This window comes from Nocardia sp. CDC160, assembly GCF_035818795.1.
In the GTDB taxonomy this organism is placed as follows: domain Bacteria; phylum Actinomycetota; class Actinomycetes; order Mycobacteriales; family Mycobacteriaceae; genus Nocardia.
In genome coordinates, this window is sequence record NZ_JAYKYT010000001.1 from 1,396,790 (window position 1) to 1,422,470 (window position 25,681).

General features: G+C 65.9%; 23 protein-coding genes and 1 pseudogene. 10 read left to right on the top strand and 14 right to left on the bottom strand.

Annotation, left to right across the window (positions count from 1 at the left end; all coding sequences use genetic code 11):
- Positions 1-4 precede the first annotated feature (4 nt).
- The 7 genes from VMT40_RS06225 to VMT40_RS06255 all read right to left on the bottom strand — a co-directional run bounded on the left by VMT40_RS06225 (position 5) and on the right by VMT40_RS06255 (position 8,169).
- Positions 5-1,198 (bottom strand): alginate lyase family protein, encoded by a 1,194-nt coding sequence (locus VMT40_RS06225; RefSeq protein WP_326356955.1) that lies wholly within the window; start codon positions 1,196-1,198, stop codon positions 5-7.
- Positions 1,170-2,249 (bottom strand): ABC transporter ATP-binding protein, encoded by a 1,080-nt coding sequence (locus tag VMT40_RS06230; RefSeq protein ID WP_326356956.1) that lies wholly within the window; start codon positions 2,247-2,249, stop codon positions 1,170-1,172. Before VMT40_RS06230 ends, VMT40_RS06225 begins: the two co-directional genes overlap by 29 nt.
- Positions 2,250-2,274: 25 nt before the next feature.
- The gene (locus VMT40_RS06235) at positions 2,275-3,606 is read right to left on the bottom strand and encodes an ABC transporter substrate-binding protein (RefSeq protein WP_326356957.1); all 1,332 of its coding nucleotides are present in this window, start codon (positions 3,604-3,606) and stop codon (positions 2,275-2,277) included.
- Between the two features lie 34 nt (positions 3,607-3,640).
- Complete coding sequence (locus tag VMT40_RS06240) at positions 3,641-4,432, bottom strand: carbohydrate ABC transporter permease (protein ID WP_326357219.1); 792 nt, start codon at positions 4,430-4,432, stop codon at positions 3,641-3,643.
- Positions 4,433-4,485: 53 nt separating this feature from the next.
- Positions 4,486-5,415, bottom strand: a complete 930-nt coding sequence (locus VMT40_RS06245) for a carbohydrate ABC transporter permease (RefSeq protein ID WP_326356958.1) — start codon at positions 5,413-5,415, stop codon at positions 4,486-4,488.
- 261 nt (positions 5,416-5,676) lie between these two features.
- On the bottom strand, positions 5,677-6,579 hold the full coding sequence (locus tag VMT40_RS06250; RefSeq protein WP_326356959.1) for a L,D-transpeptidase: 903 nt from the start codon (positions 6,577-6,579) through the stop codon (positions 5,677-5,679).
- A 294-nt stretch (positions 6,580-6,873) separates the two neighbouring features.
- Positions 6,874-8,169, bottom strand: coding sequence for a cytochrome P450 (locus tag VMT40_RS06255; RefSeq protein WP_326356960.1), 1,296 nt, complete (start codon positions 8,167-8,169; stop codon positions 6,874-6,876).
- A 110-nt stretch (positions 8,170-8,279) separates the two neighbouring features.
- On the opposite strand from VMT40_RS06255, the gene lppU reads away from it, so the two are divergent.
- The gene (gene lppU, locus VMT40_RS06260) at positions 8,280-8,909 is read left to right on the top strand and encodes an LppU family putative lipoprotein (protein ID WP_326356961.1); all 630 of its coding nucleotides are present in this window, start codon (positions 8,280-8,282) and stop codon (positions 8,907-8,909) included.
- 69 nt (positions 8,910-8,978) lie between these two features.
- Here the strand turns inward: lppU and VMT40_RS06265 are convergent, their stop codons facing one another.
- Positions 8,979-9,644: a serine protease gene (locus VMT40_RS06265; RefSeq protein ID WP_326356962.1), complete on the bottom strand. Its 666-nt coding sequence runs from the start codon at positions 9,642-9,644 to the stop codon at positions 8,979-8,981.
- A 499-nt stretch (positions 9,645-10,143) separates the two neighbouring features.
- Here VMT40_RS06265 and VMT40_RS06270 point away from each other — a divergent pair, with 499 nt between their 5' ends.
- From VMT40_RS06270 to VMT40_RS06310, 9 genes are all read left to right on the top strand, one after another.
- On the top strand, positions 10,144-10,962 hold the full coding sequence (locus tag VMT40_RS06270; protein ID WP_326356963.1) for an MlaE family ABC transporter permease: 819 nt from the start codon (positions 10,144-10,146) through the stop codon (positions 10,960-10,962).
- A gap of 3 nt (positions 10,963-10,965) precedes the next feature.
- Positions 10,966-11,829 carry an ABC transporter permease gene (locus VMT40_RS06275; RefSeq protein WP_326312772.1) on the top strand — a complete coding sequence of 288 codons (864 nt, stop codon included), beginning with the start codon at positions 10,966-10,968 and terminating at the stop codon, positions 11,827-11,829.
- 10 nt (positions 11,830-11,839) lie between these two features.
- Complete coding sequence (locus VMT40_RS06280) at positions 11,840-13,333, top strand: MlaD family protein (RefSeq protein ID WP_326356964.1); 1,494 nt, start codon at positions 11,840-11,842, stop codon at positions 13,331-13,333.
- Positions 13,330-14,373: an MCE family protein gene (locus VMT40_RS06285; protein WP_326356965.1), complete on the top strand. Its 1,044-nt coding sequence runs from the start codon at positions 13,330-13,332 to the stop codon at positions 14,371-14,373. The genes VMT40_RS06280 and VMT40_RS06285 overlap by 4 nt, the downstream gene beginning before the upstream one ends.
- Positions 14,373-15,368, top strand: coding sequence for an MCE family protein (locus VMT40_RS06290; RefSeq protein WP_326357220.1), 996 nt, complete (start codon positions 14,373-14,375; stop codon positions 15,366-15,368). Before VMT40_RS06285 ends, VMT40_RS06290 begins: the two co-directional genes overlap by 1 nt.
- Positions 15,365-16,471, top strand: coding sequence for an MlaD family protein (locus tag VMT40_RS06295; RefSeq protein WP_326356966.1), 1,107 nt, complete (start codon positions 15,365-15,367; stop codon positions 16,469-16,471). The genes VMT40_RS06290 and VMT40_RS06295 overlap by 4 nt, the downstream gene beginning before the upstream one ends.
- A complete protein-coding gene (locus VMT40_RS06300; RefSeq protein ID WP_326356967.1) occupies positions 16,468-17,571 on the top strand; it encodes an MlaD family protein in 1,104 nt (367 codons plus the stop codon). Before VMT40_RS06295 ends, VMT40_RS06300 begins: the two co-directional genes overlap by 4 nt.
- On the top strand, positions 17,568-18,740 hold the full coding sequence (locus VMT40_RS06305) for an MlaD family protein (protein ID WP_326356968.1): 1,173 nt from the start codon (positions 17,568-17,570) through the stop codon (positions 18,738-18,740). The genes VMT40_RS06300 and VMT40_RS06305 overlap by 4 nt, the downstream gene beginning before the upstream one ends.
- 90 nt (positions 18,741-18,830) lie before the next feature.
- On the top strand, positions 18,831-19,712 hold the full coding sequence (locus VMT40_RS06310) for a hypothetical protein (RefSeq protein WP_326356969.1): 882 nt from the start codon (positions 18,831-18,833) through the stop codon (positions 19,710-19,712).
- A 372-nt stretch (positions 19,713-20,084) separates the two neighbouring features.
- Here VMT40_RS06310 and VMT40_RS06315 read toward each other — a convergent pair.
- The 6 genes and pseudogenes from VMT40_RS06315 to VMT40_RS06340 all read right to left on the bottom strand — a co-directional run.
- A pseudogene (locus tag VMT40_RS06315) lies at positions 20,085-20,513 on the bottom strand (ribonuclease H family protein); the annotation flags it as partial.
- A 10-nt stretch (positions 20,514-20,523) separates the two neighbouring features.
- A complete protein-coding gene (locus VMT40_RS06320) occupies positions 20,524-21,024 on the bottom strand; it encodes an SRPBCC family protein (RefSeq protein ID WP_326356970.1) in 501 nt (166 codons plus the stop codon).
- Positions 21,025-21,090: 66 nt separating this feature from the next.
- Entirely contained in the window at positions 21,091-22,299 is a 1,209-nt protein-coding gene (gene lhgO / locus VMT40_RS06325; protein ID WP_326356971.1) for an L-2-hydroxyglutarate oxidase, read from the bottom strand.
- Positions 22,296-23,012 (bottom strand): hypothetical protein, encoded by a 717-nt coding sequence (locus VMT40_RS06330; RefSeq protein ID WP_326356972.1) that lies wholly within the window; start codon positions 23,010-23,012, stop codon positions 22,296-22,298. Before VMT40_RS06330 ends, lhgO begins: the two co-directional genes overlap by 4 nt.
- A gap of 379 nt (positions 23,013-23,391) precedes the next feature.
- Positions 23,392-24,183, bottom strand: a complete 792-nt coding sequence (locus VMT40_RS06335) for a TIGR03084 family metal-binding protein (RefSeq protein ID WP_326356973.1) — start codon at positions 24,181-24,183, stop codon at positions 23,392-23,394.
- A 75-nt stretch (positions 24,184-24,258) separates the two neighbouring features.
- Positions 24,259-25,614 carry a hypothetical protein gene (locus VMT40_RS06340; protein WP_326356974.1) on the bottom strand — a complete coding sequence of 452 codons (1,356 nt, stop codon included), beginning with the start codon at positions 25,612-25,614 and terminating at the stop codon, positions 24,259-24,261.
- Positions 25,615-25,681 lie beyond the last annotated feature (67 nt).

A 25,681-nucleotide genomic window follows, 5' to 3' on the forward strand; every position in this document is an offset into this window, starting at 1 on the left:
GCGGCTAGTTGGGATTCTGGGCGTGGGTCAGGGTCTCCCAGAGGCTGAACATCAGGACGCCCTCGGGGCGGAGCTGATCGGTCAGCCGCTGGGTTTCGGGTAGATCCTGACCCATGCGGTTGTGCAGGGCGTTCAAGGCGACCTCGGTGATCGGGCCCAGCTTCTTGTCGAACTTGCCACCGCAGATATCGGCCGGGAGTGGTTCGCCCAGTTGGTATTTGGCGTGGAACTCGAATGCCGCCCGCAGCCGGTCGCCGACCTGCGGGTACAGGTCCTCATGCTGGATGCGGCTGGTTTCGGCGAGATGGGCGATGCTCGAGAGCCCGTAGCCGGTGTGCTCGAAGTCGCGGCAGGTCTCCTGGGCCAGCCCGTCCACGAACACGGACTGGTTCTGCCAGTACTTGATCACGGCCTCGGGCGTGCGCAGGTTGCTGCGCGCCGAGACCCTGGGCATCGGACCGTCCGAGGACAGGTAGATGTAGGCGGGCACCCGATCCAGATACATGGAGACGGCCTTGTCCCAGGTGGGCCGGTCCTCGGTGTAGACCGCGATGCCGAGCGTGGCCTCCAGTTCGACCAGTTCCCAATTGCCATTGGACTGCGAACCATTGATCACCTTGGGCAGGTAGACGTTTCGCAGCATGTCCCCGAAGCGACCCGCGCCGGGCCAGTCGTGGCTGTAGCGGATGATCTCCGCCGCCCGAGTCCAGATGGACGCCGCCCAACCGCTCTGGATCGGCGCATTGGAATTTGTGTGATCGGTGACGGTGCCGGACCAGGCGTCCATGATCTCGATCGCCTTGTCCGCGTAGCGATTGTCACCGGTCAGATACCAGGCCAAGGCGTCGGTGTAGGCCGACACCGCGTCCTTGCGCTCGTCGGTGCAGCCATTGTCGGGCTTGGAGTACGAGCCGCAATCCACCACGGCCCGCGGCACGGGCGCGTGATCCAGTGCGGCGTAGGGGCTTGCGACCAATTGGTCGAACGCGCCCTTCCACGGTTGTGCCCCGGCCGCCACCTGTTGCTTGGCGAAGTCGAGTTGTTCGCGCGAGACCAGCACGCCGGGGTGCGCGAACAGCAGCGGCGCGGCATGGGTCGGAGCTGCCGCCGGGGTGCACCCCGGCAGCAGGCTCAGGACAGCGGTGGTCGCGAACGCGACCAGCCCTCTATTAGCGAAGGCGCGCTTCGGTTTCCGCATCGAAGAAGAACAATTCATCCTGTTTGGGAGTCAAGTACAGACGGTCGCCGAGCGCCACTCGGAAGCGGCGATCCACCCGCGCGACCACCCGCCCCGAGCGGCTGGACCATTCGTCGGCGATGCCGTGCGAGTAGAGGAACGATTCCGAGCCCAACTCCTCGAGCAGTTCCACCTCGACCGGGAGCGCATTGCTCGGATCGGTGGTGACCTCCCAGGATTCGGGCCGGATGCCGACCACCACATTCTTGCCCTCGACCGTGCGCGGGAGCGGAATGCGCAGCTCGTTGAGCACGGCCTCGCCCTCGCGCACCGGCGCGGTGAGCAGATTCATGCCCGGTGAGCCGATGAATCCGGCCACGAAGGTATTGACGGGATCGGCGTAAAGCTCACGGGGAGCGGCGATCTGCTGCAGCTTGCCGTCCTTCAACACCGCCACCCGATGCCCCATGGTCATGGCCTCGACCTGATCGTGGGTCACGTAGACGGTGGTGGTGCCGAGTCGCTTCTGGAGCGCCGCGATCTGCGAGCGGGTCGAAACCCGCAGTTTGGCATCGAGATTCGACAGCGGTTCGTCCATGCAGAACACCTGCGGCCGCCGCACGATGGCCCGTCCCATGGCTACGCGCTGGCGCTGGCCGCCGGACAGCCGCGCGGGCTTGCGGTCGAGCAGCTCCTCGAGCTCGAGCATGGCCGCCGCCTCCTTGACCCGAACCAGGGTGTCGGCCTTGCTCATGCCCGCATTGCGCAGCGCGAAGCCCATGTTCTCGGCGACGGTCATATTCGGGTAGAGCGCGTAGCTCTGGAACACCATGGCCACATCCCGCGAGCGCGGCGGCAGGCCGGTGACATCCAGTCCGCCGATGCGGATCTGCCCGGCGGTCACCGCCTCGAGACCCGCCAGCATGCGCAGACTGGTGGACTTGCCGCAGCCCGAAGGCCCGACCAGCACCAGGAATTCGCCGTCGGCGATATCCAGGCTCAGGCCGTCGACCGCGGGGCCGGGCGCACCCGGATAGGTGAGGGAAACACCCTCGAACTGCACAGTCGCCATGCTGGCGCGTCTCCTCGCTCGCTAGTTACTTGGGCAGCTTCGGCGTGATCTGCCGGTCGATAATGGTCTGCAGCTGGTTGGTGATGTCGCCGAAAGCGCTTGCCACATCCCGGTTCTGCAGGCCGATCTGCTCGAGCCCGGTCCCGATGATCTGGTCGCCGCCCGGCACGAAGACGCGGGCGTAGTTCTGCGGCTTGGTCAGTGCCAGCTGGTCGATCGCGGTCTTGGAGTTCGGGTTCTTGGCCAGGAAGTCCTGCTCGCTGGGATCGTTCACCGCCGACTTGCGCACCGGCATGTATCCGGTCGCCTGGGAGAAGTAGGCGGTGTTGGCCGCGTTGGTGATGAAATCGATGAACTTGAGCGCGTTCTCCTTGCGGGCGTCGCTGATCCGCGACGGAATCGCCAGGCCCGCACCACCGGTGGTGGCACCCGCGCCATTGGGGTGCGGCAGGAAGCCGGTGCCGAACTCGATCTTGCCCTCGGCATTGGTCTTGATGCTCTTGAGGTCACCGGTGGAGCCGATGGCCGAGCCGATGATGCCGTTGCCGAAATCGACCGCGTAGGTGGGCCGAATGCTGGCGTACTTCTTGGTATTGATGGAGTCGCGCAGGTAGTTTCCGGCCTTGATGGTGGCCGGGTCGCTGAACTTCAGCTTCCACTCGTCGGAGTACGCGCCGCCGAAGGTCCAGCACGGACCCTGGAAGGTCCAGGCCAGGTAGTTCTTGGCGTCACCCCAGCCGTGCGCCCACTTCTCGCCGCCGCCCATCACGCTCTGGATCTTCGGGCCCCACTCGTCGAACTCGTCCCAGCTGTTCGGGGTGCGGTCGGGCAGTCCGGCCTTGGACCACAGATCCTTGTTGTAGTAGAAGATCTGGGTCGAGCGCGAGTACGGCAGCGCCCAGGTCTTGCCATTGAACTTGTAGTCGCCGACGAAGGTGTCCACGTAGTCGGACACGTTCACCCCGGCCGAGGAGAAGTGGCTGTCCAGCGGTTCGATGGTGCCGTTGAGCGCGTAGTTGAACCACCACACGTCGGACAGGATCACCACGTCGGGCAGCTCGCCACCGGAGAGCGCCGCGTTGAACTTGGTCGCGACCTCTTCGTAGTTCTTGCCCGCGTCGACGAGATTGACCTTCAGGTCCGGGTATTTCGCCTGGAACCGATTGATCAGTTCGATCTCCTGGTCCTTGGAGGTGCCCGGGTGGTTGGACCAGAACGTGATCGTCTTGGAATCACCACCCTTGGTGCCGCCACCACCGGAACCGGCGCACGCCGTCAGCGCGACCGCGCCCGCGGCCGCACCGGCGAGGCCGAGAAACCCGCGGCGCGACAGCGCGGGGAGACGAGAATCGGACACGGGAATCTCCTTCTGGGACTTCATTTTCGGACGCTCAGCCCTTGACCGCACCGGAGGTGAGGCCCTTGATCATCTGGCGCTGGAGCACCAGAAAGACGATGAGGATGGGAAGCATGGTCAGGATGACCCCGGCCATGACCGGACCCCAGTTGGTGACGCTGGGGTTCTCGGTGTTCTGCAGGAGGGTGAGGCCGACCGGCAGCGTGGCCACGCGCGCGTCGTCGGCCATGAGGAACGGCCACAGGTATTCGTTCCATTCGTTCACCAGCGTGACCACCGCGAACGCCACCATGGTCGGCCCGGACATGGGCAGCACCACCCGGGTCAGCAATCGCCACCAGCCCGCGCCGTCCATGCGCGCGGCCTCGATGACCTCGCTGGGCAGCGACAGGAAGTGATTGCGCATCAGGAAGGTGCCGAAGGCGACGCCGCAGAGCGGAAGAATGATGCCCGCGAACGTGTTTCGCAGTCCGGCCTGGGCCATGAGCGCGTAGTTGGAGATGATGGTGATCTGGTTGGGCACCATGAGCGCCGCGATGATCGTCAGGAACAGCACGTTCTTGTACGGGAAGCGCAGGAAGACCAGACCGTAGGCGCTGAGCACGCCCAGCACGAACTTCACCGTGGACACGACGGCGGTCACGATGATCGAGTTGCGCAGGAACTGCCAGAACGGCAGCACGGTGGTGGCGTCATGGTAGTTCGACCCCAGCCAGGTCTTCGGCCAGTAGCTGACCGGCTGGGAGTAGACCTCGGCGTGCGCCATGAACGAGCGCGTGAGGATGTAGTAGAGCGGGACGCCCACGATGATCAGAACGCACGCCATGGCGGCATAGCCGAAGATCTTGGCGAACAACTCGCGATTGGCATTGAGCCGGTTCACTTCTCGTCCCCTCGGTCCATCATGCGCACCTGCACCACGGTCACCAGCAGCAGCACCAGGAACATGATGGTGGCCACCGCCGCCCCGTATCCGGCGCGCTGGTTGACCCAGGACTCGCGGTAGACCTGGTAGATCATGGTGGTGGTGCCGGTGCCGATCGGCCCGCCGCGCGTCATCACATTGATCAGGTCGAAGACCTGCAGTGAGTTGAGCAGCACCGTGATCGACAGGAAGTAGGTCGTGGGCCGCAGCTGCGGCAGCAGCACCCGGGTGAAGGTGGTCCAGCGGCTCGCGCCGTCGATCTCGGCGGCCTCCATGAGGTCGGTCCGAACCCCTTGCAGCGCGGCCAGATAGATGACGAAGCTGTAGCCCAGGTTCTTCCAGATGTAGGTCACCGTGATCATGAACAGTGCCCAGTGCGGATTCTGCGCGAAGTCGGGCGAGTGAATCCCGAGGCGCGCCAGGATATCCGGGACCAGGCCGAAGCCGGGATCGAAGATGAACTGGAAGCCCACGCCGATGGCCGCGCCCGAGATGACATAGGGCGCGAAGATCGCCGAGCGAACCACATTGCGCCCGAACAGCTTGCGGTCCAGCAGCATGGCCAGCGCCAGGCCCAGCACCATGCTGCCGAGCACCGCGGCCACCGTGAAGACCACGGTATTGCCCACGATCTGCCACGAGTCGTCGCGCTGGAACCATTCGGTGTAGTTGTCGAACCCGATGTAGGACAGGCTCGTCGCCGAGATGTTCCAGTCCGTGAACGACAGGCGAATGTTGTCGGCCAGCGGGCGATAGACGAAGACGCCCAACAGGATCAGGTTCGGCGCGACCAGCACGACGAACAGCGCATAGTCCTGCCAGGGTCTGCTTCGCCACCCGCGCCCCGGGGGCGTCGGGAGTACTCGTTCGGGCCAACTTCGCACCCGCGCAGCCTTGCGATCTCGTGCAAATGTCTGGTTAATTCCGGATGGTAACTCGCTTAACTGTCGGGCGGCTCCCGCCACCGACTGTTCACCGGTCACACCCTCAGTCGGCGCGGACATGGGCGAATAGTACGGTTACTCAAACGATTACGTGACCAAAATCATGTGAACGCACGACCAACTCTTGGGACTTTCATTCCATTGCACGACGAAGGCCCCGCTCGTTCGAGCGAGGCCTTCGAGGTGGGAGGCGGCGAAGCGTTAGTTCCAGTCGCCCCAGCCGTCGGAGGTGCTGAAGGTGCCGATCGAGTTCTTGACGATGACCGGGTCGCCCTTCTTCACGTTCTCCTGGAACCACTTGGCGTCCTCGGTGGAGACGTTGAGGCAGCCGTGCGAGGTGTCGGAAACACCCTGCTGCGCAACGCTCCACGGGGCGGCGTGCACGAAGATGCCGCTATTGGACATGCGGGTGGCGTACTCGACCTCGAGCTTGTAGCCCTCGGGAGCGGTCACCGGCACCCCGTAGGTGGACGAGTCCATGATCATCTTGCGGTTCTTCTCGCTGACGATGTAGGTCCCGTTCGGGGTCTCGTGCCCCTTCTTGCCCATGGAGGTCGGCATGGTCTTGATGACCTCGCCATTGCGGGTGATGGTGATCTCGTGGGTGGCGTCGTCGGCGGTCGCGATGAACTCGTCGCCGATCTCGTAGGCCACCTTGGTGTCACCGGCCTGCACGGTCACCTTGGACCCGGCGGGCCAGAAGTCCTCGGGCCGCCAGCGCACCTGCTTGTCGCCCATCCAGTAGAAGTGGCCGGTCACCTTGTTGGTGGAGGTGATGCGAATGGACTTCTCGGCGGCGGCGTGATCGCTCACCGGGTCCTTGAAGTTGATGATGACCGGCATGGCCACGCCGACCACGTCCCCGTCGCCGGGGCTGATGTTCGGGGCCGCGAAGTTGGCGGGCGGAATCGGCGCCTTGGCATTCGGATCGGTGGGCAGCGAGCCCGGTTCGGGCTGCGGCATGACCGCGGAGGGTACGCCCGGGACATCGGGACCGCCCGGCCATAGCGGGGTCGCTGACGCCGGTGCCGCCACCACTGCTCCGGTCGCCGCGATGGCGGCGAGGGCGATCAGTCCCGTTCTCCGATAGCGGGTATGGCGCACAGCTCGGTCCTCTCAGATCTTCGTTCACACTCAGATTGCGGGCACAGTTCACCCGCGTAAGTCCCAACCCCGCGTCCATTACTACAGTGATCGGTCAGGCAAGCCAATTGGCTTCTGCCGGTTATGCATACCGACCTCTTGGTGTGTGCCACGTCACAGGTCTGCGGGTGGGATGCGGGGGTGGCGCGTATGCGCCGATGGCATCGGCGATTCCCCGAAAGTGACACCGCTGCGGCCAGTTTCGCCGCACGCACACGTCGAAACGTTACTGTGAGTCAAATCACTTATGCCGCTTCAGGGTTGAACGTCGAAGGTGATCGCGGTGCGGGGACCGACGGTAATGGTGTGCGGTACCGACAGCGGTGCGGGCCCGCGCGCGAAGCGCGGTGCGAGCCGCAGCCGCACGCTGGTCAGTACAGTAGCCAACACAATCCGGAGTTCAAAGTCGGCCAGCGCCGCGCCCACACACCGCCGATGTCCGCCGCCGAACGGCGCGAATTCGAACGGGCTGTAGCGCCGCTCCAGGAACCGTTCCGGTGCGAATCGGTGCGGGTCCGTCCACACCTCGGGGTCGGTGTGCAGCAGATGCATCGAAATCCCCATGGTGTCCCCCGCCTTCAGCGGCACCCCGCACAGCGTGAAATCACCGGTGAGCCTGCGCAATACGATCGGCACCGGCGGATGCAGCCGCAGCGTCTCCTGACACACCGCGTCCAGATACGGCAGCTTCATCAGCTCCGCGGGATCGGAAACGGTTGCGGCCGAATCCAATTCGTCCAGCAGGCGGGCCAGCGCCTCCGGCGTGCGGTGCAGCCGGTACAGCGCCCACACCAGCGCCGTCGCGGTGGTCTCGTGTCCGGCCACCAGCAAGGTCCGCAATTGTTCCCGTAGATCCTCCGCGGTGATGGCGGTGCCGTCCTCGTAGCGGGTCTCGAGCATGAGCGCGAGCAGATCGTTCCCGCCGCCCCCGTCCGCCCGCCGCCGCGCCACCTCGGCATCGATGAGCTCGTCGAGCCGATCCCGGGCCGCGCTGAATCGCTCCCAGCCCGACAGTCCGAAGATATTGCGCCGCAGGGCCGGGACCAGGAACAGCGTGCTGCCGAACGACTCCAGGAAATCCGTTGTCACAGCGGTGTATTCGGCCCGTCGCACCGGTTCGTCGATGCCGAACACGGCCGCCAGGATCACCCGCAGGGTCAGGGCCCGCGCCGCCGCCCGGGCGTCCACGCGGGTGCCCGGCCGCCACGGATTCCCGGTGCGCTCCCCGGTCAGCTCCGCCCGCGCGGCCTCGCGAATCGCGTTGCCGTAGGCGCTGATTCGATTGCGATGGAAGGCGGGCGCGAGCAGCGCCCGTTCGCGCCGATGGCGCCCGCCGCGCGCGAGAATGAGCGAGGCCGCGCCCACCATGGGTTCGATGGGATTGGGCAGCGGCGGTTCGAGCAGGTCGACCGGTGCGCGGAATACCTCGCGCGCCCCGTCCGGGGTGCCGGTGAACAGCACCGATCCCAGCGCGGGAATGCGCACGCGGAAGGGATCGCCGTCCCGCCCGCGCCGCCACCGCGCATAACGCTCCAGGATGTCGCCGCTCATGAGTGCCTACACGAAATTGTTCGCCACCTCGGTTCGATCTCCCGTGTGCCCGACGTGATATGCATGGGCGCGAAGTCAAATCTGTTTGTTTCGAAATATAGGACTCTTCCGTGTTGCGTCAGCAGCTTTCCGCCCGGATCGCCCTCCCCGCGATCTCCGCCGCCGCCCTGCTGCTCGCGGGCTGCGGGACCACCGTCACCGGCAATCCCGTCGCGGCCCCCGGCGACAACCTGCTCCCGAGCCAGGCCCCGCTCACCACCCCGGCCAAACCCCCGGGCAAGCCCGGCTCCGGCGTGCCGACCACCACCCCGCGCGCGGACCGCGGCGGCCACACCGACTTCCACGCCAATATCGGCGACTGCGTGAAGCTGGGCGGCACCACCACCGACGCCACCATCGACAAGGCCACCTGCGGCAGCCAGGACGCCAACTACAAGGTGACCGGCAAGGCCCCGCAGAATGCCCAGTGCGGCAAGGGCGCCGACCAGGTCTACTACGAGACCGTCAATGGCGTGGAGACCGGAGCCCTGTGCCTGACCATCGACTGGGTGGTCGGCGACTGCATGGAGGTGGGCACCGATGTCGCGCACCGGATTCCCTGCACCACCCGCACCGCCACCGACGGCGTGAAGGTGGTGTCGATTCTGCAGAACACCACCAGCGTCGACGACTGCCCCGGGGACAACCAGGGTTACGTCTACGACGAGCGCCAGGTCGTCGTCTGCGTGAACACCCTGTAGATCGAGCACCCGGTAGATACAGAAAAGGGCGGTGATTCGCGAATCACCGCCCTTTTCACTGCCTTTCGCTCAGATGGGGTAGTACCCCGAGCCGATGCCACCGCGGCCGTTGAGGTCCGCCATGATCGAGCTCATATTGGTGCCGACCTCGGGCCCGAAGCAGGCCACCGCCAGGTAGGCGTTCACCATGCCGACCAGGGTGGTGCCGACGACGACCGGCGCCCCGGAATCGCCCTCCACCACGCACATCTGGCTCCAGGTCTCGACGCTGGTGTCGAAGACGTCACCCCAGGAGATGCCGCAGGTATTGCCGGTGGTCCGGCCCTCCTTGCAGACGATCATGGGGAATCCCGGCGGGCCCCCGAGCCCGGTGATGGTGACATTGCCGATCCGATTGACCGGGATGACGCGGCCCGGATCGAACTGGATGACCGCGTAGTCGAGGTCATGGTTGGAATAGACGAACTGGCCGATCTGACCTGCGCCACGGTCCTTTTCGGCCCAGACCTTGGCCCCGGCGTCGCCACAGTGCCCGGCGGTGAGGCCGACCAGGCGGCCCGCGCCGTCGTGGCCGACGGTGGTCACCGTGCATTCGAACTGATCGTCGATGATGATCCCCGAGCCGCCGCCGATGACGGCGGGAGCGGGATCTGCGTGGGCGGCTCCGATGCCGAAGAACGCGGTGCCCAGGACGACGGCGAACGTACCGGCCGCCCCGGCGATTTTCTTGATCATGTCCCTCCAGACGTCGGAAGCCGCGCGAATCTCGAGTTGCGGTTACTCATCCTGTCAGTATTCGAGCCCGGTTGCCTCTTGTACTGCCACATGTTGCCGAGCCGTGTCCTGCCGAGGTTCGTCACGGATACCTAGTTGGATGGAGATATCGGAACAATACGCAAGCGCTATCGAATTCCAATAAAATTGTTCCTACAAATTGTTACCCGGTAGATGTTCACATCTGCCGGTACATAGTGAAAAACTAGAACAAGTTCTAGATCTCTGCCAGGTTCTTTGGGCGCGAAACCAACCCTGATGTGGCTGTTCACAGCTATACGACGAAAGTGATCCGGGTCTATGACCGGAACCACAATCGGTGATGTGTTTTTACTAACTCCGTAGTAAGGTGCGTCAAGCAAACAGTCGCCGGAGGCGGGTAACCCGGCGTCGAGAGGGGTAGTCAGTGCAGTTGACCACGAGCCCGGGGGACCAGGGGAGTCCACCGTCGGCGTCACGGATGAACGCGGCCGTGGATTGGGCCAAGGGGTACTGGCAGGATCATCCGAAACGATCGCTGGAAACCGGCGGTCGGATGATGACCATGGGCGTGTCGGCGGTCGCCGAACTTTTCATCGCGATCTTTCGCCGCCGGTTCCCCTATCAGGAGTTCATCCGGCAGTGCGCCTTCATGGCGAATGTCGCGGCCGCGCCAACCCTGTTGGTGGCCATCCCGATCGGCGTGATCGTCTCCATTCAGGTCGGCTCGGTCGCCGGGCAGGTCGGCGCGACCTCGTTCATCGGCGCGGCCAACGGCCTGGGCATCATTCAGCAGGGCGCGCCCCTCGTCACCGCGCTGATGATCTCCGGCGCGGTCGGTTCGGCCATCTGCGCCGACCTCGGCTCCCGCACCATCCGCGAGGAGATCGACGCCATGCGGGTCATGGGCGTCGACCCCATGCGCCGCCTGGTGGCCCCCCGCCTGGGCGCGGCCATGCTGGTGTCGGTACTGCTGTGCGGCTTCGTGGTTTTCGTCGGCTTCCTGACCGGCTACGTCTTCAATATCTTCGCCCAGAACGGCACCCCGGGCTCCTACATCGGGACCTTCTCGTCGTTCGCGGTCACCACGGACCTGATCGTGGCGCTGCTGAAGTCGCTCATCTACGGCCTGCTCGCCGCGATCATCGCCTGCGATTCGGGCCTGAACGCCAAGGGCGGCCCGGGCGGTGTCGCCAATGCGGTGAACACCGCGGTGGTCATGTCGGCGGTCATGCTCTTCGGCGTCAATCTGATCATCACGCAGCTCTACAACTCCCTTTTCCCGCCGCAGGTGGTCTGAGTCGTGTCAGCAACGTATGTACCGCCGCTGCTGCGGCCGCTTCAACGGTTCAAGGGTGCGGCCGGTGCGCCGCGCGACTGGCTGGCCCGCATCGGCCACCAGGTCTTCTTCTTCCTGCGCTCGGTCGGCTCCATGCCGATGGCGTTCAAGCACTACCCCAAGGAAGTCTGGCGGCTGCTGTCCGACGTCACCTGGGGCAACGGCAATCTCGTCGTCGGTGGCGGCACCATCGGCGTGGTGCTGATCCTGTCGGCGTTCGGCGGCATGACCGTCGCCATTCAGGGCTACACCTCGCTGAACCTGTTGGGCCTGAGTCCCTTGACCGGCGCCATCTCGGCCTTCGCCACCACCCGTGAGCTCGGACCGCTGCTCGCGACCGTCGCCTTCGCCGCGCAGGCGGGCTGTCGGTTCACCGCGCAGCTGGGCGCCATGCGCATCTCCGAGGAGATCGACGCGCTGGAATCGGTTGCCATTCGGCCGCTTCCGTACCTGGTGAGCACCCGCATGATCGCGGCCATGATCGCCATCGTGCCGCTGTACTGCCTGGCGCTGCCGCTGGCCTACATTTCCTGCTCGCTGACCGTGGCCCTGGTGGGCGGCACCGCGACAGGCACGTTCCAGCACTACTTCTATCAGTTCCTGATCCCCCACGATGTGCTGTACTCACTGCTGAAGGCGATCCTCTTCGTCGCGATCACCACGTTCATCCAGTGCTACTACGGGTTTTTCGCCTCCGGCGGCCCGGAGGGCGTGGGTGTGGCGGCCGGTCGCGCGATCAAGCTCTGCATCATCGCGGTCGTCTTCGCCGACCTGTTCATGACCTTGGCCATCTGGGGCGTCAACCCCGGCATCCGGATCTCGGGATAGGGGGCGCACGATGATCATCGATCCGAGCGGGCGCGGACCGACGATGCGGCAATTGCTCATCGCCGGGGTCTGCGGCCTCACCGTCATCGCCGTCGTACTGGGCTTCCTGTTCGCGCGGTACCGCGGCTACTTCGTCGAAAAGGTCAATGTCACCGCGAATCTCACCACCACCGGTGACGGTCTGCCCGCCAACGCGGACGTGAAGTTCCGCGGGGTGCTGGTGGGCGCGGTCAAGGATGTGTCGGTGGCGGCCAAGGGCGAGAAGCAGGAGGTGCACATCGAGATGAAACCCGAGTACACCGACGGCATCCCGGCCAATGTCACCGCGCGCGTGGTGCCCTCCAACCTGTTCGCCGTCACCTCGGTCGAACTCGTCTACAACGGAGCCGATTCCGCGCATCTGAAGGAGGGCTCGCAGATCGCCGAGGACACCTCCACGGGCACCATCGCCCTGCAGGACACCCTCACCAAGGTCCGCGACATTCTCGGCAAGATCGATCCGGTGCAGTTCGGCCGGGTGCTGGGCACGCTGTCCTACGCGCTCGACGGCAGCGGGCGCATGCCCGGCTCCACCATCGAACGCGTCGACCGCTGGCTCGACGGGGTGCGCACCTCGGTGCCCAATGTCAGCGGCTTCCTCGACGACCTGACGGCCTCCATGCACGCGCTCAACCAGTCCGCGCCGGAACTCATGGGCGTGCTGCGGGATTCGGTCGAGACGGCCAAGACCATCTCCGACCGCCGCGCCGAGCTGACCGCGCTCATCTCCGGCTCGGAGTCGACCATCGACAAGGTGAACGGTCTGTTCGCCCGCAACCCGAATGTCGGCAAGGACGTCACCATCGGCTCCAGCGCCCTGTTCGGCGCGCTGTCGGACAACCCGGACGCCATCCCGCAGGCCATCTCGAATCTGAACGACTCGGTGCGCAAGCTGAGTTCGACCTTCCACTGGGGTCCGCAGAACCAGATGGTGTGGAACATGGGCATCACCTTCACGCCCTACAAGCCCTACACCCGCGACGACTGCCCGCGCTACGGCGACCTGGCCGCGCCCAGCTGCGCCACCGCGCCGCTGGTCTCGGATCCGGGCACGCTGCCGGAATCCATGCGGCCCAGGGCCATCGACGCGGCCAAGGACCTGCCGGTCACCGCGCCGCCGCCGGGCTTCCCGCTCATCCCGGGCCTCACCACCACCGGCACCCCGACGGACAAGCCGAGCGACACCCAGAAGCCGGGCACCGACCCGCTCGCGGGCACACCGCTGCAGGGCCTGTTCCCCAACCTGGTACCGGCCGCCCCGGCACCCGCCGCCCCGGCCGGTCAGCCGGGTTCGGTTCCCACCGGCGGCAATTCGGTCCCGACCGCTGGCGATATCGCCCTCTCCGGTGACGACGCCATCACCGCCCTGCTGGGTCGGCGTCCCACCGCGGCCGAATACCTGCTGTTGAGCCCGATCCTGAAGGGTGCGACCTTGCAACTGACCAAGAGCGAGGCCGGACGATGAGCATTCGCAAGCCGCTCATCGGGTTCGGCATCTTCGCGATCGTGTCGATCCTGGTGACCGCGGTCATCTGGAACACGCTCGCGCGAACGGTGAAGGGCGACACCAACACCTACTCCGCCACCTTCAGCGACGTGCTCGGCCTGCGCGAGGGCGATGACGTCCGCATGGCGGGCGTGCGCGTCGGCAAGGTGGAGAAGATCGACCTGGACAAGAAGAACCAGGCCGTGGTGACCTTCATCGTGCAGCGCGATCAGACGGTGTTCGGCGACACCAAGGCGCTGGTCCGCTACCAGAACCTGATCGGCCAGCGCTATCTCGCGCTGGCCATGCCGCCCGCGGGCAAGCCCAAGACCGGGGATCACGTGCCGCTGAAGAACAATGGCTCGATCCCGCTGGAGCGCACCGAGCCGTCCTTCGACGTCTCGGCTCTGCTCAACGGTTTCCAGCCGCTGTTCCAGGTGCTGCAGCCGGAGCAGGTGAACAACCTGTCCAACACCTTCATCCAGGCGCTGCAGGGTGACAATGTCTCGCTGAGCGCGTTCATCACCCAGGCCGCCGCGGTGGCCTCGGATTTCGAACGCCGCGACGGGATCCTCTCCGACGTCATCACCAACCTGTCCGGCGTGATGTCGGGTCTGGCCAAGCGCGGTGACGAACTGGAGACGCTGGTCACCCAGACCCGCGCCCTGATCGGCGGGCTGTACGCGCAGGGCCAGTCGTTGCAGGCCTCGACCGTTCAGATCGCCGACGCCACCACGGCTCTGGTGAACATGTTCGGCACCATCCAGCCCAAGCTGGTGCTGGCGCAGAACGCCACCCACGATGCGCTGGCCCTGCTGCTGGCCAATGGCGCCAAGCTCGATCAGGCGGCGGTGGACCTGCCCGCCATCCTGTCCAATGTCGGCAAGTTCACCCAGAACGGCACCTACGCCAACGCATATCTGTGCAGCCTGGACGTCTCGCTGTACGGCATCCTCTTCCCGCGCGGTCTGTTCTCGCAGATCGGCGGCAACTCCCACTCGGCGGTGTGCCGACCATGATGGCGACTCTCAAATCCCGCTTCAACGCCAACCGCAACTTCTGGCTCGGCACGCTCGGCGTGGCGCTCATCGCCGCGCTGCTGCTCGGCTCCACCCTGTACAAGCAGGTGGGCATCGGAAAGCAGAGCATCAAGGCCGAATTCGTGCAGACCGCCGGTATCAAGGTGGGCGACAAGGTGGACGTTGCCGGTGTCGCGGTCGGCTCGGTCTCGGGCGCTGAGCTCGAGGGCGATCACGTGCTGATCACCTTGAACGTCGACAACAAGGTGAAGCTCGGCCCCGACGCCAAGGCCTCGATCAAGATGGCCACCCTGCTGGGCGCGCGCTACATCGACCTCACGCCCGGCGACGGCTCCGGCCTGAAGGGGAACCGAATCCCCAAGTCCAACACGGTCGTTCCCTACAACCTGGCCGATGTGGTGCAGGAGGGCACGCCCAAGTTCGAGGAGCTCGACACCAAGAAGCTCGCGGACTCGCTGAATCTGATCAATCAGCAGATGGGCGACACCCCGCAGATGACGGTGCAGGCGCTCGACGCCATCGGCGCGCTGGCCAAGACCATGAACAACCGCAAGGATCAGGTCGACCAGCTGCTCAAGGATCTGGACCGGGTCACCCGGATCCTCGGTGACAACCGCAACAGCCTGCTGCTGGTGATCACCCAGGGCGAGGCCATCGCCAACCGGGTGATGGAACGCCAGGGCCTGTTGAAGTCGTTGCTGGACAATATCGCCGCGCTCAGCGGTCAGCTGCAGCAGATCGGCGCGCAGAACGACAACCAGTTCGGGCCGACCCTGCAGCAGCTCAACACCATGGCCGAGGGCCTGCAGAAGAACAAGGACAATCTGGATCGGCTGCTGTCGATCATGCCGCCGTCGATTCGCCAGTTCAACAATGCCTTCGGCAATGGCAACTACGGTGAGGTCGCGCTGCCCTGGCTGTTCCCGGACAACTGGTTGTGCTTCGCGCAGGTGAACGAGGGGTGCCACCAATGAGATTCAGTCGCATCGCATTCAGTCGCATCGCCAAGGCCGCCATGATCGGTGCCGCCGCGTTCGCGGTGGGCTCCTGCTCCATCGTCCCGCTCGGGGTGAAGGACGCCGCGGGCCAGACCAAGCACTTCACCGCCGACTTTCTCAATATCGCGGGCATGTTCGAGGGCAACCCGATCACCGTGCTCGGGCTCGAGGTGGGCCGGGTCGACAAGATCGTGCCCAAGGGGCAGTACGTCGAGGTCCACATGACCGTGGACAAGGGCGTGGACATCCCGAAGAACGTTCAGGCCGCACTGGTTTCGCCGTCCATCGTGACCGACCGGCACATCGAGCTCACCCCGCGCTACACCGGCGGTGACAAGCTGCCCGACGGCGCGCACCTGACCACCCAGCAGACCAAGACCCCGGTCGAGCTGGACACCATGATCAAGACCATCGACAGCTTCGCCGCCGCCCTGAAACCCCAACCGGGACAGGAGGGCGTGGGTCCGCTGTCGGGTCGGGTGCTGTACCCGATGATGAACGGCAATGGCGAGAAGATGCGCGATGTGCTCAACGCGCTCTCGGGTGCGTTGAAGACCGGCGTCGACAACAAGGACGCCATCTCCACCATCATCATCAAGCTCAACGAGCTCACCACCATGCTCGCCGACAATGACGATTCGGTGCGCGGCTTCAGCAACAAGATCACCCAGATGACCGGGCTGCTGGCCGATCAGGCGCCGGGCCTGCAGGCCACGCTGGATCAGCTGAACGCCTTCCTGGCCAACACCAGTGGCGCGTTCTCGCAGTACTCCGATCAGCTCAACGGCACCCTCACCGGGCTCACCAATGTCACCAACCAGCTGCGCGCCAACGCGGCCGGGATGACCGAGGTGGTCGACGTGGCGCCGCTGCTCATGCAGAACCTGGACCGCTCGGTCAATCGGCAGGGCAACTTCATTCGCCTGCACGGCCTGATCGGCACCGCGTTCTCCGGTGAGATCGTCAGCCTGTTCTGCGAGCGCATCCAGATGAAGTCGGATGGCTGCCGCACCGGGAAGATGGAAGATTTCGGACCCGACTTCGGGCTCATGGCGGCGATGCTGGGGATGACCAAATGAGCAATCGATTTCTTCGGCGAACCGCCCTGCGGCGCACCATTGTCGCCGTCGCGGTGTCGGCGACCGCGGTGGTCGCCACCGGTTGCGGTGTGACCGTGGAGAGCCTGCCGCTGCCCAAGCCGGGCGCGGGCGGCGAAACCTACACGGTGCACGCGGTTTTCGACAACGCCCTGAACCTGCCCGATCAGGCCAAGGTCAAGATCGGCGGTTCCGACGTCGGCGTGGTCACCAAGATCACGACCAAGGATTACAAGGCCAATGTGGACCTGGCCATCCGCAAGGACATCGAACTGCCCGAGGGCAGCACGGCCGAACTGCGCCAGGCCACCCCGCTCGGCGACGTCTTCGTGGCGGTGTCCAAGCCCAAGACCGCACCCGGCGCGGCCATGATCAAGGACGGCGGTCAGCTCACCAACACCTCGGCGGGCGCGACCGTCGAAGAGCTGCTCATGTCGATCTCGTTGCTGTTCAACGGCGGTGGCATCGCGAGCCTGTCCAAGCTGACCGCCGAGTTGGACTCCATCGTCGGCGGCCGCGGCGACCAGCTGGCCCACGTGCTCACCCAAATGACCAGTGTGATGACCAGTCTCAATACCAACAGCGCGCGCATCGACGGCACGCTGGCCGGATTCAGCGCGCTGGCCGACACCATCGAGGCCAACCACCAGCAGCTCGGTCAGGTGGCCGACAGCCTGCCGAGCATGATCGGCGCCATCGCCGAGAACAACCAGGCGCTCGGCGATCTGCTCACCAAGGTCTCCACCACCAGTGCGGCCCTGGGCGATTACGCCAACACCACCTCCGACTCGCTGGCCAGCCTGCTCGACAATGTGAGCCAGTTGATGACGGCGCTGTCCAAGACCGACCAGACCCTCGGGCCCGCGCTCGACGCGCTGCACGAGATCCGGCCCAAGGCCGACGCCTCGTTCAAGGGCGACACCCTCGCCGTCGCGGCCACCGCCACCATGCTCGATATCGGTCTGCTCACCGACCCGGCCAACAGCAAGTTCCCGGATCTCAAGGACCTCAACGACTTCGGCGGGTCCCTGATCCAGGTGCTGCAGATCATTTACGGCCGGATCAACGGGGGACACCGATGAACTGGGTGAAGAGCCACAAGAACCTGGTGTCCAACACCGCGCTGGTGCTGATCCTGCTGCTGGGTGCGTCGTACTTGGCGATCAGCGTCATGCGGGTGAACCCGCTGCGCCAGACCTACAAGGTGACGGTCAATCTGGACCGTTCCGGCGGTCTGCAGTCCGGCAATGACGTGACCCTGCGCGGCTATCGCATCGGCAAGGTCACCGATATCAAGCTGATCGACAATGGCGCGGCCATCGCGGCCACCGCCGAAATCGACAGCAAGTACTCCATTCCCAGCGACACCCTGGTGGCGGTCGGCGCGCTCTCGGGCGCGGGCGAGCAGTACATCGACTTCCGCCCGAATGTCGATCAGGCGCCGTACCTGCACAACGGTTCGGTGATCCAGTACGACGCCAACAAGGTCAAGACGCCGACCCCGGTGTGGTCGGTGCTCGACAATGCCAGCGCCATGATCTCCGAAATCGATCCGGACAAGTTCAGTGTCATCCTGACCGAGCTGGACACCGCGCTGTCCGGCGGGCCGGATCAGCTGCGCTCCATGATCGACGCCATCTCGGTGGCGACCACCGGCCTGGACAACCTGCTGCCGCAGACCACCAATCTGCTCAAGAATCTGCAGACCATCTCCGGCACCACGTCGCTGGCGCAGCCGGATCTGGGTACGCTGACCCGTAATTCGAGTGTGTTGTTCAAGCAGTTCAACGACGCGAATGCCGAACTCCAGAAGATCCTGGAGCAGGCTCCCGGCCAGATGCAGACCCTCGGCGCGGTGTTGGACAAGACCGCTGACCCGGCGACCAGTCTGCTCACCAACTTCGCGGCCATCACCAGGGCCGCGCAGCTGCGCACCCCGGCGCTGCGGGCACTGTTCCCCTCGCTGGTGGTCGGCACCTCCGCCATGGGAGTGCCCGCGCACGACGGTGAGTTCTACACCATCGTCGACATCTGGCCGCGCACCTGGTGCGACTACGTGACCAAGAAGGTGCGGCCGGACGTGGCCACCGAGAACACCTTCCCGAAGTGGGCGAGCTACTGCCAGAACCCGCCCATGGATCAGCAGATCCGCGGCTCCGGCAACGCACCGCGCCCGGATGTACCCAACAATGGCGCGCTCCCGCCCGCGGGATCGGACCCGAACGAACGGACTCTGCCGCCGCTCAAGTGAGTGCCCCGAGTCAGCTGCTGTGCGCAACAGGCATACTCGCTGACGAAACCTAGACGGTGCGCCGCAGCGCACCGGGAAAGTGATCGATACATGACGGACGACGCTGCCCAGGACAAGAAAACCGAAGACGATTCCATCGCCGAGGCCGATGCCCAGGGCAGCGCCAGTGCCGACCAGGCCGCCGAGAAGCCGGAGCTGACGAAGGAGACGGCGGCCGCGGAATCGAAGGCCGACGAGCCGAAGGCCGAGCCCGCCGAGAAGCCCGCACCGGCTGCCGAATCGAAGTCGACCGACGAGAAGAAGTCCTCGACGTTCGGCGCCAAGGTCGCGGTGCCGATGGTCGCGCTCATCGCGCTCGGCGTGCTGCTGGTCGCGGCGCTGGCCGGGTTGGCGGCGTTCGCGTGGCAATCGCATTCCAAGAGCAACGAACTCGCCGACCGCGATTCGGCGTCCAAGGCCGCCTGCGATTTCGCCAAGGCGGTCTCGGTCTACGACCAGAACACCTGGAACGACTTCGGCCCGCGCGTGCAGGCGCTCATCACCGGTGAGTTCAAGCAGATGTTCGATCCCATGGCGGGCGACGTGAAGGACATCCTGTCCCAGGCGCACGCCAAGTCCTCGCTGAACGTGCTGCGCTGCGGCTGGGAGTCCGGCGACTCGAACAAGGCCACGGTCCTGGTCAGCCTGACCCAGACCTCCACCAACGATTTCCACAACAAGCCCATCGTGCTCACCATCCCCACCTACGTGGAACTCGAGAAGCACGACGGCAAGTGGCTGGTCTCCAAGTTCCAGCCGGTGTACTCCGGCGACGAGAACCCGCTGTTCCCCGGGGCGACCGGTGGCGGCAACGACCAGCAGGGCGGTGCCCAGCCCTCCGGCCAGGCCGCCCCGTCGGGCCAGCCCGCCCCCTCGGCGACCCAAGCCCCCCAGCCCGCTCCCACCAGCGCGGCCCCCAAGCCCGGCAACTGAGCCACGGCCCCGTCGGCAGAGATAGAACGGCCCGCATCCACTCGGATGCGGGCCGTTCTCGTGGGCGGATGGATCCTCCGGTATTCGCCGTATCGCTCAGAAGAGCGTGAGCGCTTCGGGCGCAGCGGCTTTCGCGGTGGTGGCGCGGTGGCGCGGGGTGGCGGGTTTGGAATGGGCTGCCGCCGTGACCTTTTCGGCCGCCACCGTGACTTTTTCGGCTGCCGCCGCGATGCGCTCGGCCGCCGCTCCCACCGTCGTGGTGTCGGCGGGCTTGGTGATCGGCAGCGGCTCGGTCTTGGGTTCCTGCACCGGCAGGGGCTCGGTGATCGGGTCTAAGGGGGCCGGATCCTCGGGCTCGGTGGCGACACCGGTGGCGGCGACGTGGCGGGCGGCCTGCCCGGCCAGCGCGTCGGCCTGTTCGTTGAAGTAGTTGCCGACATGGCCGCGCACCCAGCGGAACCGGACCGGGCCGGGACGGGTGGCGATGGCGCGGTCGATCTGCTGGATCAGCTCGACATTCTTCACCGCGCCGCCCGTGGAGGTCTTCCAGCCATTGGTGCGCCAGCCATTGATCCATTCGGAGGCGCACTTGATGGCGTAGAGCGAATCGCTCTCGATGAGCAGGGGTTCCGCGCCGGGATGCGCCCGGATGGCCTCCAGGAGCGCGCGCAATTCCGCGATCTGGTTGGTGCCCGAGGGTGCACCGCCACTGGCCGAGCCGCCCGCGTGATTGACCCAGGCCCAGCCGATCGCGCCGCCCGGATTGCGCAGGCATGATCCGTCGGTGCTCACGATGATCATGCGGCCTACCCTACGCGATCCGGCCGACAAGATCCGTGCCGTGGAATTCCTCTATCTCCCTACGCAATTGCGACTCCGTTCGCCGGACCGTGGCCTGCACCAATGCGGCCGCCATCGCCCCGAGCAACTTGCCGGTGAGTCCGCGCGGCACCCAGTACTCGGTTTCCGAGGTCAGCACCGCGCGGCCGTAGCCGAGCGGATCGAAGCGCAGGGTGATCACGCAGAAGGTGGAGTACGCCGACGCCGACTTCCCCGTCCGGCGTCGGCGCAGTGTGTACTCGATGACCGCGTTGCGGCGGTAGTCGGTGATCTCACACTCGATGGTGGGATGCCACAGGCCGACCCGCAGGGTCGCGGCGAAGACGGCTCCGGCGCCATGATCGGAATCCCCGATCGGCTCGAAGGCGGCGACGCCGAAGGCCCAGTCCGGCACGAACTGATGATTGTCCGTGTATGTGAACGCGACTTCTACCGGTGCGCCGACGTCACTCGCGTACTTGAAATGGCCCATAGGCTGCTCCCTGTCCCACGGCTGCCTCAAAAGTACTACAGCAATCCTATTTATTGAACGGAGTCCTCAAATGGACACCGCGTCCAATCGATCGGCGATGTACTCGGCGATGGGCAGGGCGGAGGTGGCCGCCGGGGAGGGAGCATTGAGCACGTGCACCGAACGCGGGGTGCGCTCGAGCAGGAAATCGTGCACCAGGGTGCCATCGCGCAGGACGGCTTGGGCGCGAATACCGGCCTCGCGGGGCAGGAGGTCGGCCAGGGTCAGGTCGGGACAGTAGCGGCGGCACTCGGCCAGATACCCGCGCTTGAACAGGGAATTCCGCAGCTCGCGCGCGCCGGTGCGGACATTGGCGGCGGCCACCCGATGAAAACCGCGGTAGCCCAGGATCTCTCGGGCATCCCGCAGATTCACGCTGCCCTTGCGATAGCCTTCCCGCGCCAGGCCCAGCACCGCATTGGGCCCGACCGTGAGCTCACCGTCGATGGTGGGACTCAAATGCACGCCCAGGAACGGCAATTCGGGATCCGGGATCGGATAGATGAGGGTGTGCACCAGATCGTTGCGCTCCGGCGGCAGCGTGTAGTACTCGCCGCGGAACGGCACGATGCGCAGATCGACAGCCAGGCGCGCCAGCCGGGCCAGGCGATCGGCCTGCAACCCCGCGCACACCACCATTCGCCGGGCCTGCCAGCTGCCCGCGGGGCCGGAAATCGTGATGGCCGAGTCCGTTTCGACAATGGCCGTGATCTCCGCGCCGAGCACGACCTCGCCCCCGGCAGCGCGCACCTCCGCGGCGAGCGCCCGGGTCACCCGGCCGTAGTCGATGATGCCGGTGCTGGGCACGAACAGCGCCCCGACGCCGGTGATCCGCGGCTCGCGCCGCACCAGTTCGGCGGCGTCGAGCAATTCCACCTCGACGCCATTGGTCACCGAGCGCTCGTAGAGCGCCAGCATGCGCGCGTGCTCGGCGGCATCGGTGGCCACCAGCAGTTTTCCGCACACCCGGAACGGAATGTCGTGTGCCGCGGCGAATTCCTTGGTCAGTTCCGCGCCGCGCACGCACAGCCGCGCCTTCAGGCTGCCGGGCTCGTAGTAGATGCCGGAGTGGATGACCCCGCTGTTGTGCCCGGTCTGGTGCAGGCCCAAGCGCTCGGCCTTCTCCACCAGCAACAGGCTCGCCCCCGGATGGCGTTCGAGAATGCGGTGCGCGGTGGCCACCCCGACGATGCCGCCGCCGATCACGCAGTAGTCGTACACACCGGGAAGTCTCACACAGCGACGGCGGTGGAGTCCTCCCCCTGGGGCGACTGTTTGCCCGGATTGGTCACCGGGGCCGGAACCTGATGGCGCGCGATCTGCACGCCGTAACGACCCAGGCCCGGATCCGACACGGTCAGCGTCACGTCGCCGCGGCTGTCCACATCGGTGCGCAGCTGGGTATTGGCGCTCGGATCGGCGTTGATGCCCAACTGCTCCCCGAGCGGGGTGCGCAGCAGCACGTCCGCGAGGGTGGCGAAGACATTGGTGTCGACGGTGAGGGTCACCGAATCGTGCTGTGCCGCCGCCACATGAGCGCCCAGATATGCGGTGCCGAGATGGAATTGGCCGCCGACCGGATGCGGTACCTCGGTCGCCGCGGCCGCACCCGTGCCGGGCACGCGGTCCGAATTCACCTTCAGCACGGCCTGTTCCACCGGTCGCGTGCTGAAAAGCGCGGCCAGGCCCACGGTTTCGGGCAGCGGCGCGGCGGGCTGGGCGACCGACGGATCGTTCCCGCGGCCGAGTTCGATGAGCGCCGGACGGTTGCCGGGCGGGGTGGTGGCGAGTTTGCCGGGTTCGTGCGCCATCTCATTGGCGATATACGAACCGGCGGCGACGGTCAGCCCGATGCTGGCCATGCTGGCGGTGACAATGGCGCTGTAGCGGAACGCCTGGGCCGTTCGCCGGGTCGACCCGGCGGCCTGTGCCGCGAGTTGATGCGACATGACTGGTGCGTCCTTTCCTCTCCCCTGTCCCCCTGCGCCTGTTCGGCGCAACGACCCGCACCTTTGAAAGTCGTACGCCCGTCCAGGTTACGGCGGCCCAGAGAACGTCCGGTAAACCGACTCACCAAAGAGACCAGGATCACAGAATGGAAAGGTTGGACATCATCAGGTTTTCCCCGTCGAAAGCGTGGGTAAAAAAGCTGTTAGCGGCGAGCGTCAACTCGACTGCCATCGAAGAGACCTCCGGCCAACGGCGTCCGGTCGGCACCAGGCACGGCGCACCCAAGCTGGCGCTCGTTCGCTCCCTCCCAGGTGACCTGGGAACAAATGCCCAAGTGGGAATTGGGATTTCTGGTCGGAGGCCGGGATAGACGGCGGGTCAGGCGAACTGGCCCGCCGTTCGGCCGCTTCCGGGGGGACCCGCGAAAGCCTGTGCGAGGCCGAGCCACTCGCGGGCGTCGGCTCCGATCACGGTCAGCCCGAGATCGTCGAAGTGTCGCCGCTGCGTGACCAGCAGGCAGAAATCCAAGGCCGGACCGGTGATTCGCTGCTCGGCGTCCTCGGGACCCCAGCTCCACACCTCGCCGTCCGGCGCGGTCAGCTCGACCCGGAACTCCCCGGCGGGCGCGGTCTTGCCGTGTGTCATGTACGCGAAGTCGCGGGTCCGCACGCCGATATGGGCGATATGCCGCAGGCGGGCGGTCGGCTCCCGGGTGATACCCAGGGTGTCGGCCACGTCCTGCCCGTGCGCCCAGGTCTCCATCAGCCGCGCGGTCACCATCGAGGCCGGGCTCATGGGCGGCCCGAACCACGGCAGCTTGGTGCCCGCCGGAACCGTGCGCAACGCCTCGACCAGGGCCGCGCGATCGCGTCGCCAGTCGGCGAGCAGTTGCGGCGCAGGGGTTTTCGCCCCTTCCGCGGCCGCCTCGTCCACGAAGGTGAGTGCCTTGGGCGGTGCGGCCTGCACCAGTCCGTCGAACGTGGCGGGATCCGTGGCGGCCACGGCGGCGACCCGGTCGGTCCAGTTCAGGTGGGCGATCTGATGGGCGATGGTCCAGCCCGCGGCCGGGGTGTCGCGCCGCCACTCGGCGGGATCGAGGTCCGCGATCAGCCGATCCAGATCGGCGCATTCGGCGGTGAAGTCGGCGAGCAATGCCTCGAGATCGGCCACCGGGTCAGCATCGCAGCCGGACCCCAAAAATGCAAGCACGCGTGCTTGATTTCAGGGGCCTCGGAAAAAGGCTGTCTACCAGCCGAAAAGGATCAAATGCACGAGCCCGACCCCCAGGCCCAGCGCCGCACCGTGCAGGTACAGCAGCCACGCGTCCTGCTCCACCGAGGCGTAGAACATCTCCATGAACTCGCCCGGGGTGAGCTGCTGCAGCTTGCGGGCGGCGAACTCGTCGATCTTCTTGGCCTGGGCGGCCGCGAATTCCGGATCGTCGGCCAGGCTCGGGGCCAGGCCCACCGCGGCCGAGGTCGCGCCGACCTTCAGATTGTCGAACTGTCGCTTGCCGAAGACGGTGCGCACCACCGAGTGGGTGGGGCCGAGCTGGCGGTGGATCTCCTGGGAGATGAGCCGCTCGAGCAGCTGCCGGGTCTTGTCGCCATTGGGGCCGTCGAGCAGTTCGCGGGCCAGGTTGGGCAGCGTGAGCACCTGGTAGGCAAGGATATTCGCCAGATCGGCGGCCGCCTCGGGCTGCCGCTTGGCCAGCAGCGCCTGCTTCCACAGGTATTTGTAGCGCGGCTGCGGATCGCCCGGCTCGAACACCATCTTCACGGCGATGACATTGACGATCACGCCGATCGCGGCCGCCGCCGTGAGGATGACGAACCACCCGGGCAGCCAGCCCAGCACCGGAATGGTGTGGTGCACCTGCATGTACAGGGCCAGCAGCAGACCGAAGGGCGCGCCCAGCAGACCGATGCGGACCATGAACTTCAGTTCCGGCGCGGCGATGGTGGTGGTCAGGTCCTTGAGGATCGTCGGGTTGTCCCGCAGGTACCGGATGACGAAATCCTTGATGTCGATGAGCTGATCGACATTGTCGCCGAGCTGTTCGAAGGCGCGCCGCGCCAGCGTCGGCAGCTCCCGCTCGATGCGCTGGTAGAGCACATTGCGCACGGCCTTGGGCACCGCGCCCCAGAGATCCGGGTTCTCGTGGTTCATGATCTCGTCGACCATGGCCGGAACCTGCTTGCGCCCCACCTCGGCGATGTAGTCCGCGATCCCCTCGAGGTCCAGTTCGTGAATGAAATCGCGCGGACTCCCGATCCGCATGAGCGCCTTGTCCACGCAGATGCTGGCCATCTTCTCGGCCCGCGCCGGAATGAACCCCTGAAACCCCAGCCGCTTCCCATCCCCGGAGAACGTTGGCAGCACCTGCACCCGCCGCGGAAAGTACGGATACAGATACTCCAGCCCCGGGACCCGGAACCCCTTGAAGTAGATCGGCCAGAACAACATCAGCACGCCGGTCCAGTTGGTCAGCCACCCGGCGATCGCGCTGAAGATCGGAAAGCTGATCAAATCGACGACAACCTTCGGCTGCCCGGTCATCTGCTCCCAATCCAGGAACAGCCCCGAGGCCAATGTCGTCATAGCAGCGTCCCCCTACGGCCGAGCTGATGGTGAGAAAACGGACTCCCAACACTCTCATCGCCCGGTG

What these genes read in the sequence shown, in the direction of transcription:
- VMT40_RS06290 (WP_326357220.1), top strand. Translation starts at nt 14,373, where the DNA reads ATGGCGACTCTCAAATCCCGCTTCAACGCCAACCGCAACTTCTGGCTC.
- VMT40_RS06265 (WP_326356962.1), bottom strand. Translation starts at nt 9,644, where the DNA reads ATGATCAAGAAAATCGCCGGGGCGGCCGGTACGTTCGCCGTCGTCCTG.
- VMT40_RS06340 (WP_326356974.1), bottom strand. Translation starts at nt 25,614, where the DNA reads ATGACGACATTGGCCTCGGGGCTGTTCCTGGATTGGGAGCAGATGACC.
- VMT40_RS06305 (WP_326356968.1), top strand. Translation starts at nt 17,568, where the DNA reads ATGAACTGGGTGAAGAGCCACAAGAACCTGGTGTCCAACACCGCGCTG.
- VMT40_RS06330 (WP_326356972.1), bottom strand. Translation starts at nt 23,012, where the DNA reads ATGTCGCATCAACTCGCGGCACAGGCCGCCGGGTCGACCCGGCGAACG.
- VMT40_RS06295 (WP_326356966.1), top strand. Translation starts at nt 15,365, where the DNA reads ATGAGATTCAGTCGCATCGCATTCAGTCGCATCGCCAAGGCCGCCATG.
- VMT40_RS06280 (WP_326356964.1), top strand. Translation starts at nt 11,840, where the DNA reads ATGATCATCGATCCGAGCGGGCGCGGACCGACGATGCGGCAATTGCTC.
- VMT40_RS06310 (WP_326356969.1), top strand. Translation starts at nt 18,831, where the DNA reads ATGACGGACGACGCTGCCCAGGACAAGAAAACCGAAGACGATTCCATC.
- VMT40_RS06240 (WP_326357219.1), bottom strand. Translation starts at nt 4,432, where the DNA reads ATGGCGTGCGTTCTGATCATCGTGGGCGTCCCGCTCTACTACATCCTC.
- VMT40_RS06320 (WP_326356970.1), bottom strand. Translation starts at nt 21,024, where the DNA reads ATGGGCCATTTCAAGTACGCGAGTGACGTCGGCGCACCGGTAGAAGTC.
- VMT40_RS06270 (WP_326356963.1), top strand. Translation starts at nt 10,144, where the DNA reads ATGAACGCGGCCGTGGATTGGGCCAAGGGGTACTGGCAGGATCATCCG.
- VMT40_RS06225 (WP_326356955.1), bottom strand. Translation starts at nt 1,198, where the DNA reads ATGCGGAAACCGAAGCGCGCCTTCGCTAATAGAGGGCTGGTCGCGTTC.
- VMT40_RS06230 (WP_326356956.1), bottom strand. Translation starts at nt 2,249, where the DNA reads ATGGCGACTGTGCAGTTCGAGGGTGTTTCCCTCACCTATCCGGGTGCG.
- VMT40_RS06255 (WP_326356960.1), bottom strand. Translation starts at nt 8,169, where the DNA reads ATGAGCGGCGACATCCTGGAGCGTTATGCGCGGTGGCGGCGCGGGCGG.
- VMT40_RS06285 (WP_326356965.1), top strand. Translation starts at nt 13,330, where the DNA reads ATGAGCATTCGCAAGCCGCTCATCGGGTTCGGCATCTTCGCGATCGTG.
- VMT40_RS06300 (WP_326356967.1), top strand. Translation starts at nt 16,468, where the DNA reads ATGAGCAATCGATTTCTTCGGCGAACCGCCCTGCGGCGCACCATTGTC.